At 53.2% G+C, this 13,332-nt stretch carries 14 protein-coding genes; 7 read left to right on the top strand and 7 right to left on the bottom strand.

What is annotated here, in order from left to right:
- The first annotated feature begins 16 nt into the window (after positions 1–16).
- From creD to PL263_RS07695, 3 genes are read left to right on the top strand one after another with little or no spacing between them, the layout of a single operon-like run.
- Positions 17–1,387, top strand: a complete 1,371-nt coding sequence (gene creD, locus PL263_RS07705; protein WP_278212438.1) for a cell envelope integrity protein CreD — start codon at positions 17–19, stop codon at positions 1,385–1,387.
- Positions 1,381–2,184 carry a metal-dependent hydrolase gene (locus tag PL263_RS07700; RefSeq protein ID WP_278212437.1) on the top strand — a complete coding sequence of 268 codons (804 nt, stop codon included), beginning with the start codon at positions 1,381–1,383 and terminating at the stop codon, positions 2,182–2,184. Before creD ends, PL263_RS07700 begins: the two co-directional genes overlap by 7 nt.
- A complete protein-coding gene (locus PL263_RS07695; protein WP_278212436.1) occupies positions 2,166–2,699 on the top strand; it encodes an SRPBCC family protein in 534 nt (177 codons plus the stop codon). Before PL263_RS07700 ends, PL263_RS07695 begins: the two co-directional genes overlap by 19 nt.
- A gap of 93 nt (positions 2,700–2,792) precedes the next feature.
- Here PL263_RS07695 and PL263_RS07690 read toward each other — a convergent pair whose 3' ends face one another.
- Positions 2,793–3,050 carry a hypothetical protein gene (locus tag PL263_RS07690; RefSeq protein ID WP_278212435.1) on the bottom strand — a complete coding sequence of 86 codons (258 nt, stop codon included), beginning with the start codon at positions 3,048–3,050 and terminating at the stop codon, positions 2,793–2,795.
- Between the two features lie 498 nt (positions 3,051–3,548).
- Between PL263_RS07690 and PL263_RS07685 the strand changes: the two genes are divergently transcribed.
- Positions 3,549–3,863, top strand: a complete 315-nt coding sequence (locus PL263_RS07685; RefSeq protein ID WP_278209330.1) for a transposase — start codon at positions 3,549–3,551, stop codon at positions 3,861–3,863.
- Positions 3,860–4,729: an IS3 family transposase gene (locus PL263_RS07680; RefSeq protein ID WP_347568950.1), complete on the top strand. Its 870-nt coding sequence runs from the start codon at positions 3,860–3,862 to the stop codon at positions 4,727–4,729. The genes PL263_RS07685 and PL263_RS07680 overlap by 4 nt, the downstream gene beginning before the upstream one ends.
- A 266-nt stretch (positions 4,730–4,995) precedes the next feature.
- Here the strand turns inward: PL263_RS07680 and PL263_RS07675 are convergent, their stop codons facing one another.
- Genes PL263_RS07675 through PL263_RS07655 form a run of 5 tightly spaced genes read right to left on the bottom strand, consistent with a single transcriptional unit; the run spans position 4,996 to position 8,569 of the window.
- A complete protein-coding gene (locus PL263_RS07675) occupies positions 4,996–5,937 on the bottom strand; it encodes an HlyD family efflux transporter periplasmic adaptor subunit (protein WP_278212434.1) in 942 nt (313 codons plus the stop codon).
- Positions 5,927–6,670, bottom strand: a complete 744-nt coding sequence (locus tag PL263_RS07670; RefSeq protein ID WP_278212433.1) for an ABC transporter ATP-binding protein — start codon at positions 6,668–6,670, stop codon at positions 5,927–5,929. Before PL263_RS07670 ends, PL263_RS07675 begins: the two co-directional genes overlap by 11 nt.
- Before the next feature lies 1 nt (position 6,671).
- Positions 6,672–7,814, bottom strand: coding sequence for an ABC transporter permease (locus PL263_RS07665; protein WP_278212432.1), 1,143 nt, complete (start codon positions 7,812–7,814; stop codon positions 6,672–6,674).
- Positions 7,801–8,031 (bottom strand): helix-turn-helix transcriptional regulator, encoded by a 231-nt coding sequence (locus PL263_RS07660; protein WP_278212860.1) that lies wholly within the window; start codon positions 8,029–8,031, stop codon positions 7,801–7,803. Before PL263_RS07660 ends, PL263_RS07665 begins: the two co-directional genes overlap by 14 nt.
- A 10-nt stretch (positions 8,032–8,041) precedes the next feature.
- Positions 8,042–8,569: a DUF2975 domain-containing protein gene (locus PL263_RS07655; RefSeq protein ID WP_278212431.1), complete on the bottom strand. Its 528-nt coding sequence runs from the start codon at positions 8,567–8,569 to the stop codon at positions 8,042–8,044.
- A gap of 148 nt (positions 8,570–8,717) precedes the next feature.
- Here PL263_RS07655 and PL263_RS07650 point away from each other — a divergent pair, with 148 nt between their 5' ends.
- On the top strand, positions 8,718–10,136 hold the full coding sequence (locus PL263_RS07650; protein ID WP_278212430.1) for an efflux transporter outer membrane subunit: 1,419 nt from the start codon (positions 8,718–8,720) through the stop codon (positions 10,134–10,136).
- Positions 10,137–10,679: 543 nt separating this feature from the next.
- Here the strand turns inward: PL263_RS07650 and PL263_RS07645 are convergent.
- A complete protein-coding gene (locus PL263_RS07645) occupies positions 10,680–11,639 on the bottom strand; it encodes an IS110 family transposase (RefSeq protein WP_278212429.1) in 960 nt (319 codons plus the stop codon).
- Between the two features lie 362 nt (positions 11,640–12,001).
- On the opposite strand from PL263_RS07645, the gene PL263_RS07640 reads away from it, so the two are divergent.
- The gene (locus tag PL263_RS07640) at positions 12,002–12,817 is read left to right on the top strand and encodes a hypothetical protein (RefSeq protein ID WP_278212428.1); all 816 of its coding nucleotides are present in this window, start codon (positions 12,002–12,004) and stop codon (positions 12,815–12,817) included.
- Positions 12,818–13,332 lie beyond the last annotated feature (515 nt).

Here is a 13,332-nt window from a genome sequence, read left to right as displayed (position 1 = left end):
CCTGTGGAGAACGACGATGCGAAACAAACTATGGCAAAAAGCGGCGGCAATGGCAGTACTGACGTTGCTGTTATTGATCCCGATCGGCATGGTCAAGGACCTGGCGAACGAACGCGAGAACCGGCAACTGCAGGCGGTGAACGATATCGCCGCCAGCTCGGCCGGCCCGCAAAAGCTGTTCGGTCCGGTATTGGTGGTGCCTTATCACGAAATTTGGAGCGAAGTCTCCGAAACCATCCGCGACCGTACCGCGGTGCGCGAGGTGCTGCAACGTAGCGAGCTGCGCTATTTACATTTTCTACCCGAGCAACTGCGCCTGACCGGCGAGCTGGCCACCGAGACCAAGCGCCGCGGCCTGTTCGAGGTCCGTTCTTACGTGGTGAATCTATCCGGCAAAGGCGAGATCAAACTGCCCGGCAGTTACGGCAATCCGGCGCCGTTGCACGGCGGCCGCATCCAATTCGGCACGCCTTATATCGGCATCGCCTTGTCGGATATGCGCGGGGTGTTGGCTGCGCCGGGTGTGGAGTGGGCCGGCAAAACCTATGCCTTCGAACAAGGTTCGAATTTGCCGCTGGAGGATGCCAGCGGCATGCACGCCAATCTGGAGCCGATGCCGGTCGAATTCGGCCCGATCTCGATTCCGTTCGGCTTCGATTTGAAGCTGCGCGGCATCGAAGCACTGGAATTCGTCCCGGCCGGCAAACATACCCAAGTCGAGCTGGCCTCGGCCTGGCAGCATCCGAGCTTTTTCGGCCGGTTTTTGCCTGACCCTAGCAGTCAGCAGACCGGCAGCGACGGCTTTCGCGCGGCCTGGAGCGTGGATGCCTTGGCTTCGAATGTGGGCCGCAATCTGAGTGGAGTTCGCCATATCGCCAGCTACGACAGTTTCGGCGTGCGCCTGATCGAACCGATCAATGTCTATTCCTTGTCCGATCGCGCCGCCAAGTACGGCTTTTTATTCGTGTGTCTGACCTTCGCCGCGATTTTTCTGTTCGAACTCCTGAAAAAACTGGCGATCCATCCGGCCCAATATGCCTTGGTCGGTTTGGCGTTGGCGATGTTCTTTTTATTGCTGCTCAGCCTGTCGGAGCATTTGCCGTTTGCTGCAGCGTATTGCCTGGCCAGCGGAGCTTGCGTGCTGCTGATTGCGGTCTATCTGAGCGCGGTGTTGCTCAGCGCGGCGCGCGGCACCGCGGCCGGCGTGTTGTTGGCGGCCTTGTTCGCCAGCCTTTACGGCTTGCTGGAATCGGAAGACAACGCGCTGATGCTGGGTTCGTTGCTGTTGTTTGCGGTGTTGAGCATCGCGATGCTGGCGACGCGCAAGCTGGATTGGTACGGGTTGGCCGAAACCGGCGCCGGTGCAAGCGGGAGGGAATCATGCTGATCGCCCATTTACCGGCCGGCTACATTGTTTCGGTACTGACTTACCCATTGGCTCGCGGGCAGCAAGTCGATTGTAAAACCTATCTGCGCTGCGGCATGTTGGGTGCGGTGGCGCCGGATTTCGACATGATTTACTTTTATCTGGTGGACGGCGGCATGCACCCGCACCACAGTTATTTCAGCCACTTTCCGCTGACCTGGCTGTTGCTGGTGGCGGCGGCCGCGGTTTATTACCGGCGCAGCGCGGACCGGCGCCTGCCGATACTGGCCCTGGTATTTGCCGGCAACGGCTTCCTGCACATGCTGCTGGATTACATCGCCAGCAATATTTACTGGCTGGCGCCGTTCGTATTGAAGCCGTATTCTCTGAGCTTGGTGGATCGGGTTTATCAGCCGTGGTGGCTGAACTTTCTACTTCATCGGTCGTTTGCGGTGGAAATCGCGATTACGGCAACCGCCTGGATGATCCGGCGGCGGCGTGGGTTGGCGGCCAATCCTGAACTGCCAGCGAAGGTTCTTAGTAACGCTTTACGCAAGCCGGTTGACTATCCGCCGAATTATCGGTCGTTGGAATCCAGAGGATGGCGGACTTTGCTTCTCGCCGGCAACGATGAGCGGACGACGTGGTATAAGGCGATTGGCGTAAGCGGCGGAAAAAACCGCAAACCGCCTGTCGCCCAACCGGCTCGGCGCTGGCTCGAGCGGGCGGCAAGCGAATGGATGATGTGTTGCCGGCGGCTTGGTCAGGAATTCCCGAAACAGAATCTGAGGAGAATTTTATGCTGGAAATCGTCTTAATCCTGGTCGCCGTGGCGTTGGCGGCTTTTGCCTTTATCGCCACGCGCGAACCGGATAGCTTCAGCGTCAGCCGTTCGTTGGCGATGGCGGCACCGGCATCGCTTGTGTTTGCCCAGGTCAACGAGTTGCGTAAATGGGATGCCTGGTCGCCTTGGGCCAAGCTGGATCCGAATGCGCAAAACAGTTTCGAAGGCCCCGACGCCGGCGTCGGCGCGGCGATGCGTTGGTCGGGCAACAATAAGGTCGGGCAGGGCAGTATGACCATCGTCGACAGCCGGCCGGCCAGCTTCATCCGCTTTAGTCTGGAGTTTGTAAAGCCCTTCAAAGCCAGCAATATTGCCGAATTCAGCTTTGACAGCGCCGGTACCGAAACCGTCGTGACCTGGACCATGTCCGGGCGCAACAATTTCGTCGGTAAGGCGATGAATCTGGTGATGAACTGCGACAAGATGGTGGGCGGCCAATTCGAACAGGGTCTGGCGGCGATCAAGCGGATCGTTGAGGCAGCATCTTGATGCTGGCGGATTGGATTTTGCGGTAGTGCCCAAGCTTTGCCTGGGCACTTCGGGTTGGAAGTCTGGCTTCCGTCCGGTTAAGCCTGGCCGGCGTTAGGTCGCCAAGCCTTCGGCCTCAAGCGATACGTCTTCCAGAAAACTCAAACAACCCAATTCTCGGGCGAATTCCTGAATTTCGCCGGCCATGTGAAAGTTCAAGATCGCGTTTGTTTTCAGATCGACAACCGCGTATTCGACCAGCGGATTTTCGCTGATTAACCTTGGCTGGTATTTTTGTAATTTCTTCGATTCCTTAGCCAACTTCCGATTGATCCTGGCGGTCAGTGCCCGAATTGAAACCAATTTTTTCATGCTCAATCTCCTTACGTTGTTAGGAGAGCTGAGTATAGCCCTGTTGACTGCGAAATACACGCGCCGCCGCCAATCGGGCGCGCCCGCCGCCGGCTCGCGGAGTGCGCCAGGATTCCCGGCCGCCGGAGCTGCCGGGAAATCCGGCGTTGGCTGTCGTTATTAACCCGGCCCCTAAAAAAATCAGTTGAGCTTGCCACTGCCAGACTTTCCAGTATGGTATTTGTGTATTTGTTCGATTGGTTTTGAAAAATGGGGGTGTCATTTAGCCATAGTTGAGCAGTTCCGTCTGGACCCAAAGTGGTAGTTGGCAACGTGATTATTTAATGCGCTTAAGCGGACGCACGAGCAAAGCAAGTGCCATTTTATATAATGCGAATTATGCGGACAAAGGACGAAGCGGAAGGCGAACCCACGCTGTTTGTCCGGATAATCCCTGAAATGGTCTAATAACCCCGGACACTTCTAAAGGCAGAATTTATACTGTTAGCAGAGGTGGTCATGAGTAACGACAAAAAACACAATCGGCCAAAATACAGCCTGGAATTCAAACAAGATGCCGCCAAACTGGTTCTGGAAAAAGGCTACAGCCAACAGCAGGCAGCCGATCATTTGGGCATATCGCAAAGCGCCCTAGGACGCTGGGTACGAGCGGAACGCAAGCCTTCGGCGAACGAATCGGCGGTAAAAAAGTCTTGTCTGAATCTGGGGGACCGTGACGAATTGATCCGCTTACGGAAGGAAAATGAACAGTTGCGAATGGAGCGCGAAATCTTAAAAAAGGCCGCAGTCTTCTTTGCGAAAGAAACCGAATAAAGTACGGGTTTATTCGAGAGCAACAGAAGACCTATCCAGTCACCGTACTGTGTCGGGTCATGGGCGTTGGCACTAGTGCTTACTACGAATGGTGCACCGCCTCACAAGGCAGTGATAAAAAGCGGCAGGATCAACAGCTTACCGATAAAGTGTGTCAAATCTTTACCGACAACAAGCAGTGCTTTGGTTCGCGTCGCTTAGCGGATCGCTTGCAGAAACAGGGTTTTGCCGTCGGCCGCTTTAAAACGCGGCGGATCATGCGGGAGTTGAAGTTAAAAGTTCGCTACCCCAAACGATTTAAAGTGACCACGGACAGCAACCACAGCGAGGCCATCTCCCCAAATCGGCTGGATCGCCAATTCAAGGTCGCTCAGCCAAATCAAGTGTGGAGCACGGATATTACCTATGTCTGGACGTTACAGGGCTGGCTGTATGTCGCGGTCGTTATCGATCTATTCTCCCGCCAAGTGGTGGGCTGGGCCATTGACGACCACATGCGGACCTCGCTCTGTGTCAAGGCATTACAAATGGCCTTCTGGCGTCGCAAACCGCCACCTGGTCTGCTGCATCACTCGGATCGTGGTAGTCAGTATGCGAGTCGAGAATATCGCCAACATCTGGCCGTGATGCGCATGGAGCAAAGCATGAGCCGAAAAGGCAATTGCTGGGACAATTCGCCGACGGAACGCTTTTTCCGTAGCTTGAAGCATGAACAGCTCAACTACGAAAAATTCAAAACCCAAGAGGCGGCAAAACTGAGCGTGATCGACTATTTGGCTTTTTACAACGGCCGTCGATCGCATTCAACATTGGGCTATCAATCCCCGATCGAATTCGAGCGGGAATTTTCGAGAGACGCTGCCTAAACAAGTGTCCGGTTTTTGTTGACCATTACACCCACGCATTATGTAACTTGGCATTAGGCTAGCCCATAAGATTTGTCAGGATGCACTCCCGCAACGGTGTGGGGATGAAAAGCATTTAATTTGTTGGGGTTCGCAAGCCCACACACAACATACAATTAACCCAACGTACGCGGTTAACTTCGCCCGTTGCCACCATACGCCTGCCTTCGGCAAAAGAAAATAAATTAGGCGGAAGAATCTTGCTAATCAATAAAAAATATGAATTGCTATAATCGCAAAGCACCCAAGTTGAGTTGGTTATTTGCGCCGATTTTGACCAACACGCGCTGGCCGATACGCACGGCGTTGTCATCCAGAGAAATAACGGTATCGACCACGCGCACATCTTGCCGCTCATTTGGGTCGTCGCTTTGCTTACGCTTGCCAAACATTTCGCCGATGCGGATTACTTTGCCGCGCCATTTCTGATTTGGGTTGGTTTCAGAAATGATTTCAGAAGGCATTCCCACCTTCACCGCATCAATGAACTGCTCGTCAATGTCTGCGCGGACGATACGGGCATTTGCGGGTGCGAGCTGAAACAGTTCCGTGACGTTAAGGGTTGACAACCCCACCCCAGGCTTGGCGCTACGGCTAATAATCCGGCCAGCAAACGGCGCACGGATATTGCGAACTTCAATCTCAAATTCTGCTTGCCTTAGCTGCGCCTTGGCAACCAACCCGGCAGCTCTGGCGGCATCCAGTTCTGCTTTCTGGCTTTTGGCATCGGTGCTTTTATTATCGACAATCTGTTTAGAGACGGCCCCTTCTCTGGCGGCGTTAACGTAGCGTACTTGATCGCGTTTGGCGAATTCATAGCGGGCTTCAAGCAGACTGACTTGGGCGGTTGCGCGTTGCAACTCTGTACGTGCCAACTCCACTTGAATTTCAGCTTGCCGTGTATCTTGCTTGGCTAGGATCTGGTCTATTTTTACCTCGGTGCCTTCTTCTACTAACACTTCTTGGATAATGCCATCACGCTGGGCGGCCAGCTTGATAACCCCGCCCTCCACATCGACACGGCCTTTGGCTACGGCAACATAAGCCGGATCGTAAGCCTTGACCTGCTTTTGCCCTTCATTGCCTGGGGCTTCTTCAAACATTAAAAATGTTGCCGCAGCAACCAACACCAGCAAACCGAAAAAAAACAGTCTCTTCTTAGTGATCATACGCGTGTTCCATGGATTTGAATCTTGCCGCCATATCTTTATCAGGGTGTGTGTCGGAATGAATCATGCCATCTTCCATCGATAGTACGCGGTCGGCATGGGCGATCAGGCGCTGGTCGTGGCTTACGCACAAGACTGTCGTGCCTTTTTCGTGCGCCGTATGCTGCAGGATATCCACCACATTCTGCCCGCTGACTTTATCGAGCGCAGAAGTCGGTTCATCGGCGAATAAAATCTTGGGCTCCTTTGCAAGCACCCGTGCAATGGCAACGCGCTGTTTCTCGCCGCCGGATAATTCCGCTGGACGCAGGTGCATCCGTGGCGCAAGCCCGACATGGCTAAGCGCCTCTTTCGCTTTTTGTTCGGCGGTGTGTTCGTCCAAGCCCAAATATTGCAACGGCAAAATCACTTGTTCCAGTGCAGACAGTGAAGGGAATAGGTTGAAGCCCTGAAAAATAAACCCGGAATTTTGCAAGCGGAAATCATCCATGCCATCATCATCAAGCGCCGAAAGACGTTGCCCTAGCACACTTATATCCCCACGGTCTTGCCGATTCAAACCGGACAGTAGCGCCAGCAACGTACTTTTACCGCAACCGGAAGGGCCAATGATAAGCGTCATTTCACCCGGATAAATTTCAATCGACAAACCTTTCAGGACGGCAATCGTGATGCTGCCAGTGGTAAAAGACTTGGCTAAATCTTTAGCGATAATAGAAGCTTGCTTTTGCATATTATCTGAGCAGAGCCGCCGGATCAGCCTTTTTGAGTTGCCTAAGTGCAAGCAAGCCAGAAAACAGCGCCACTGCCATCACTGAAATAGCGACCAACAGTACCAACGAGAAATTCAAGCCAACCGGCACGTAGTTTACCTGCGCGAGCCAAATGAGCGAGAAACTCAACACAAACGAAATGATCAGGCCAATAACCCCAACCCAAAGCGATTGCTCAAGCACCACGAACTTGAGTTTGACAAACACCACGCCAAGCGCTCTGAGCGTTGCGTATTCCTTGATGGCGGCGGCAACAGCGGCCATTAATGTTTGGCTAGTAATGACCGTACCGACAACCATGGCAATGATAGTGGAAAATAAAAAACCAATGCCCGCGCCGGATTCAAACAGCCAGAATAATGTACTCATCATCGAGAATTCATCTTTTGTCCATATCTCATAGCGCTTGAGGGAGCCGGTGGGCTTCAGTTGATCGCGGACGATTTCAGCGTATGCAGGGTTTTTCAGCTTAACCACAAAATAGGCGACTTCATCGCTGCTTTTCAAGCTGGCATCCAGGTTGCGCACGGTGGTTATGGAAGCAACGACATTGACTCCGCCCAAGGCTTTAAGGTCTTGGGTAAGCGCTACAATTTTGACCCGGTTTCCGTTGATTTCTGCATAATCACCGACGGTTGCATTCAACTTCTCTTGGTCGGCTTCATCAATCAGGATGCTGTTGGGTTCGTTGAGCAATTTTTTGGCCTCTGGCGTTAATACCTCCCGCATGACCAGGGAATCGGCATGGGTGAGGACACCGATCAGGAACACAGCAACCTTGCCAAGCCCCGGTTGCCGCCACTGACCCTGCCCCCATTGGAACGCTTCGACCTGCTTAACTTCTGGGTGCATGTGCAAAAACGCCTCGACATCATCGCTCACAGGCTGGCCTTGGTCGATGGACATTGTGCCAGGAAAGCCCACCCACAAATCCGCCCCTGTTTTGTCTATGTACACGGCGGTAGTAGCGAACATACCGATCATCAGCGCCGCCTGCACCAACACCAGCAACCCAGAGAACGCCACGGCGAAAATGGCAGGCAAATAGCGCCGCCATTCATATTGCAAGGAAGCGCGCGCCAGCGAGACTTTAGCAATCTTCATCCTCACCTTGTGGGCCTGGGTTATATTCCAAAATATCGCCCGGCTGGCATTCTAAGGCTTCGCAGATACAGTTAAGCGTGGTGAACCTGATCGCACGGGCTTTGCCGGTTTTTAGAATCGAGAGGTTTTGAATTGAAATGTTGGTGCGCTCCGATAATTCGTTCAGGCGCATTTTGCGTTTGGCGAGCATGACATCTAAATTGACGATAATGGTCATCATCGCCCCCTTACACGGTCATCTCTGCGTCTTTGTGCAATTTGATGGCGTAAGCAATCACTAGTCTCAGCGCAAGTATCACCCCGCCCAGCGCCAGTAAGACCAGTTCGAGATAGAAAGAAGGGTCCCAGTCTTTGAGATCGCCGATTTTATTCAGGCTGTAAGCGACGAGGTTGTACAGCGTAATCTCAATGAAAGGCCAGGCCATCAGCACAAAAGCAATACTTTTCATGATCTCGAGCGTACTCTCGACAAACATCTCGCCTTGGCGGAATTTGCGGATCAAATGGTGGATAAACGCCAACAGCAGCGCATAAAGCACGATGTTGATGCCCAGGTAAATACTTGCGAGAACTTTACCGGGCAGCGAGAATTCTTTAATTGGATGCGCGCTGCATTCGTCGCCGGTCTCGGTGAAGTAACCAAACTCAAACACCCAATACAGCCCGTAGCAAAGGGTGATGGGAAACAGCACCCACAAGATGCGGCAGAACAGGTCCAGTCGTACAAATAGCTTTAGTTCTTGAGGTTTCAGCATGGTCATCTCCTTAATATCAACACTATAACAGTAAAAAATTAATATTTCAATAAATATTTAATGATAAACATTAATTAACTAATTATTTGCGATAAGTTTGTGGTATAAGTATGCATAACTTCACTACCCACAACAGTTGGACATTGTTATGCGTTTACTGACCCCCATCATTATTTCAGTAGCACTTACAGGTTGTTCTTTACTCCATAAGCCACTGCCTGTGCCTGATAAATCCGTGCCGGACAAATTTATCTATCGCTTACAAGCGACACAGCCACCACAAAAATCTCAAAGTTGGTTGGCTGCGTTGCATGATCCCCTGCTTGCCGACTTGATTGCCAAGGCTGAACGTCAGAATCTTGGACTAGCCGAGCTCAAAGCGCGGCTGGTTGAAGCGGAAGCGACGCAAACAATTGATACCAGCACGCTGTTGCCACGGCTTGATGGTCAGGCAAGTGCTGATATTAATCATCGCCTTGGTCGTAAGGAAACCAACATCAACCCAAGCACTACACAACAAGGACGGACCTCAGGGACTTACACACTGGCCGCCAAAGCCAGCTGGGAAGTGCCGCTGTTTGGCCGTTATCAATCGGTGGTGGACGGGGCCAAGGCAAATGTTGCCTTGGCCGAAGAAGACATCAAGGCCGCCCAGCTTATCTTACGTGCAGAAATTGCCAGCGCTTACATCCAGTTACGAACCGCGCAGCAACGCCAGCAACTCATCAAATGGATTACTGATATTCAGGATCAGCTCGTAAAGTTGACCAAAGTAAGGCTTATTAATGAGCTTGCCAGCGCGTTTGATTTGGCGCGCGCCGAGCAGTCGGCAACGCAGACCAAGGCGCAACTGCCACAAACACTAGAAGATGAAGCCCGTGCCAAGCTGCGCTTGATGGCGCTGCTGGGGCAAACCACAATGGATGCAAGGTTGGATAAGCCCGATAATTTACCTGCCCCGTCTACTGTCAACATTAATATAACGCCTGCCAATTTACTCCGTTTGCGCCCGGATGTACGCCGCGCCGAAGCCGCTGTGCTTAGGCAATCGGCAGAGCTTGGCGTCGCCAAAGCAGACGTATTCCCACGGTTGACGCTAGAAGGCAGTATTGCCCTCAACGCCAATCTCGTGGGGGTTTCCCTGGTGCCGGGCGCAGGCGGCGTCGGCAATTTCGGGCCATCATTGACCGTCCCGCTCTTCGATTGGGGCCAGCGCTTTGCCAAGGTGGATGCGCGTTACGCGGGCCTGGTAGCTGAGACAGCACGCTACCGCCAAACCGTGATTAATGCCTATGAGGAAGCGGAGGCAAGCCTCAATGCCTTGGCACAACAGCAAGCACGACTGGCGCTAGCCGCCAACTCTGCCACTCAGGCAGAACAAGCCGCCAAGCTCGCCAATGTCCAACAAAGGGAAGGGCTGATTGATTTGTTAGAACAGCTCTTAGTCCAAGAAAGGTTGCTGTCAGCCAAGCAGGAAAAATTGGATGCTGCACAATCGGCGCTCAATGCCTACATTCAACTGCATCGTGTTTTTGCGGCAGGAGAAACTTTGTATAACGGAAGCTAAACAACTTGGCTTCGGTCATTCGTTAGTTTCTTAAAACTCAAACTTAAGAAATTGTTAGGGAACCTCTGATCAATGCTGTTTTTCAAGAAAAATCGATGTGCAACCCATTGATTTTATAGGCATTGAAATTCGAGATAACGAATTAATCAGCGGTTCCTTAGGTTAAAATTTACACACATTCGGGAGAGTAGCCATTAGGCTTACGCCTAGCAGGTTGGTGAAAAACCATATTTCAGACACTAATTTTGCTCAATAGAACCAGCATTTAGTGGGAAAAACAGCCTCATCGTCACTAAATATAGAGTCAGTCAAAGGCAAAAAAGAGTTTTTCACCAACCTGCTAACGGCCCTCGCAGAACCGGACTTGGAGCGTTACACCATCCGGCTCCCGGTTCAAGTCATCCACAACGGTTTTGGATATTGATGGGGCTACACTAAACCGGACACAATTTTTAAAATATCCGAAAAAAATTGTGATCCAAAATGAGCAGAGAAAAACCCAATACCTATACGGCAGCCCGGTAGATACCGTCTTAAACCCGCTCATGCAAGGGAAAAATTAGGATCAAAAGGTTTACCGGATTTCAAGATAGCGAAAGCCAGATGAATGAGCTTACGCATGGCGGCGCAGACGGTGAGCTTGCCGTTTTTGCCGTTGGCTTTGAGCCGTTCGCATGGGACGCGGATGGCTGGATTATGTTGCCAGGCGACCAAAGCGGGTAGATAGAGCGCTTTGCGCAACCGAGCGTCACCGGTCTTGGCAATACAGGTTTTGCCTTGCCATTGTCCTGACTGACGGATGGCGGGCGCGAGTCCGGCTTGGGCCACGATTTGTTTGGCATTGACGTAGCCGTGATGAGGGCTTAGAGCCACGAGCAAATAGGCGGTCGTCGCGGGGCCGATCCCCGGAATGGAGGTCAACAGGTCGCTTTGCTGTTTGAGATCGGGATTCTTGTCGATATGGTCCTGGATGGCTTGACGGGTGGCCTTTAGTTCGGCCGCCAATGTCGCCAGCACCGTGTTGATGGAAGGGACGATGGTGGTGTCAGCCGTCTCCAACCTGTTCTGCTCCATGCGCTGCATTTCCCCCAAGTGCTCTAAGCGACGCGTGAGGGCGTGCAACTGGCGCAGATTTGCGGGTAGTGGTTTCCAGGCGACCGGGTCGGCTTGCAGGGCATAGCGGGCAATCAGCTTGGCATCGGCTTTATCGGTTTTGGCGCGACTGAGTTCGCTTTTTCCGAAGGCATGAATTTGAGCAGGATTGACCACGCTGACGAAGTAGCCTCGGTCGGCGAGAAACTCTGCCAGGGGTAGGCCGTAAGCGCCAGTGGCTTCCATGCAAAGACGCGGGTCGGTGTCGCCAAAGCCGTCTAGCCAGACGGCAAACGCGGCAAAGCCCTCGGGATTGTTGGCAAACTTAGCATGCTTGTATTTGCCTTCGGCGAGCCGGGCCACGTCGAATTTAAGCTTGGCAATATCGATGCCAATGATAATGGAAGTCATGATCGCTACCTAACTGAAATAACAAAAATCGAACGCTGGATCAGAATGGACACTCGCAAAGTTCAGCCTTATGCATACAGGGTCAAGGTTAACCAAGCCCTTAGAATACCGTTCGAACTTTAAAGTGAGTGCGGGCGATGGAGAGAACTATCTACAAGGCAGGCTTTAAAGCCTCAGGGTGGGCACGTCTTCTCCATCGCCCTCCCGATGATCAGTCGGGGATTCTGCCTCTTTTTTCGGTCAGAATCGAGATATAAGGGTGGGCACGGTTTTGTGCCCACGCGGATTAAGATGAATCTTGCGCTACAACATTACGATGGCGATGCGATAGCATTTCGGTTACACCGATATTCAGAGGTTTCATGCCATTTCGAATAACGCATTACACTCGCCCTTCGCTGGTCTTATTGTGCTGTTGGCAATGGCTGTTGATGGGGATTTGTGCAGGTTTTGCCTGCTCTGTGCAAGCCAGCAAATATCTGCCGGCTTTTGAGCTCGCCAATCCCGCTTACCAATACGACGGGCAAGGTCGGACTATCAATCACACCAGCCCGCTGGGCAACTTCGAGCAAAGTTATCTGGGCGAAACCGGGAAACTGACCGCGCAGACCTTGAGCGGTACCGCTATCGGCAGCCAATGGCAGTACGACGGCAACCCAAACGACCGGCGCCTGACCGGCATCGTCAACAGCGGCGCCTCGCGGCGTTACGACTATGTCACCACCGCCAACAATATCATCAGCCAAATCCAGGAAACCGGCCCGGCTGCCGTGCCGAAACAGACCAAACGCTGGAACTACGCTTACGATGCCGCCGACCGCCTGTTGCAAGCCGATGCCAGCGACGGCAGCCAATACCGCTACGCCTACGACGCCGGCGACAACCTGACCGACATCGCCACGCCGACGGCCGGCACCGCGCTGACCGTCAACAGCGTCAACCAGATCAGCAGCGCCAACGGCGTGGCCTGTAGCTACGACGCCAACGGCAAACTCACCGACGACGGCATTCGCACTTACCAATGGGATGCCGGCAACCGGCTGCTGAAAATCTGCTTCAAAGCGAACGCTCAAGCGACGTGGCAGGACGTGGCACACTGCGGACAACCGTTAACTTGGCGGAACGATTCGGCGGCTTTTTTGACCGCGCTGGCGCAACTGGCGATAGAGCCCAAGTAGCGAATGCTGTCCTTGGCCGGCAACAGGGTGCAGGCCGCGTTGTGAACCAGATGGTCTCCGTTTGCTTGAGCATTGATTTCGACGTAAAACTCAGCCATGGTCTTTACCTCATAAAAGTAAGTTGGATTGCAGGTTGGGCCCGAATGTCGTCGACCGGTGCATCCCGCGCCAACGGCCTGGAATGACCTGGCTGGACTCCGCTCCGACACTGTTCGGGTGCGATTGGCTCGGAGCAAGCGCCATGCCACGTCGTGGTCGCGGAGCACGGCGGGACCGGAAACGGCCGGCGCAAAGTTTGCCGATGCCCGTTGGCCGCGGCGTTCCCGGCGGAGCCGGAGAAAGAAAGCCGATTCATTTTTCGCAAAACGCGGTCCGGTCATGCCGGGATCGTCTTGTCGCATTTCCTACAAGTGAGCTGGGTTTTGTCGACCGTCAAGGCCGGCTGGGCTGGTCCAGCCGTTTAGGTCTCACGGTGAAACCCGGTCTGCACGATCTTGCTATCTGGTGTGGTTTTT

Source organism: Methylomonas sp. EFPC3 (assembly GCF_029643245.1).
GTDB classification, from domain to species: Bacteria; Pseudomonadota; Gammaproteobacteria; order Methylococcales; family Methylomonadaceae; genus Methylomonas; species Methylomonas koyamae_B.
This window is presented reverse-complemented; position numbering and strand designations above follow the sequence as displayed.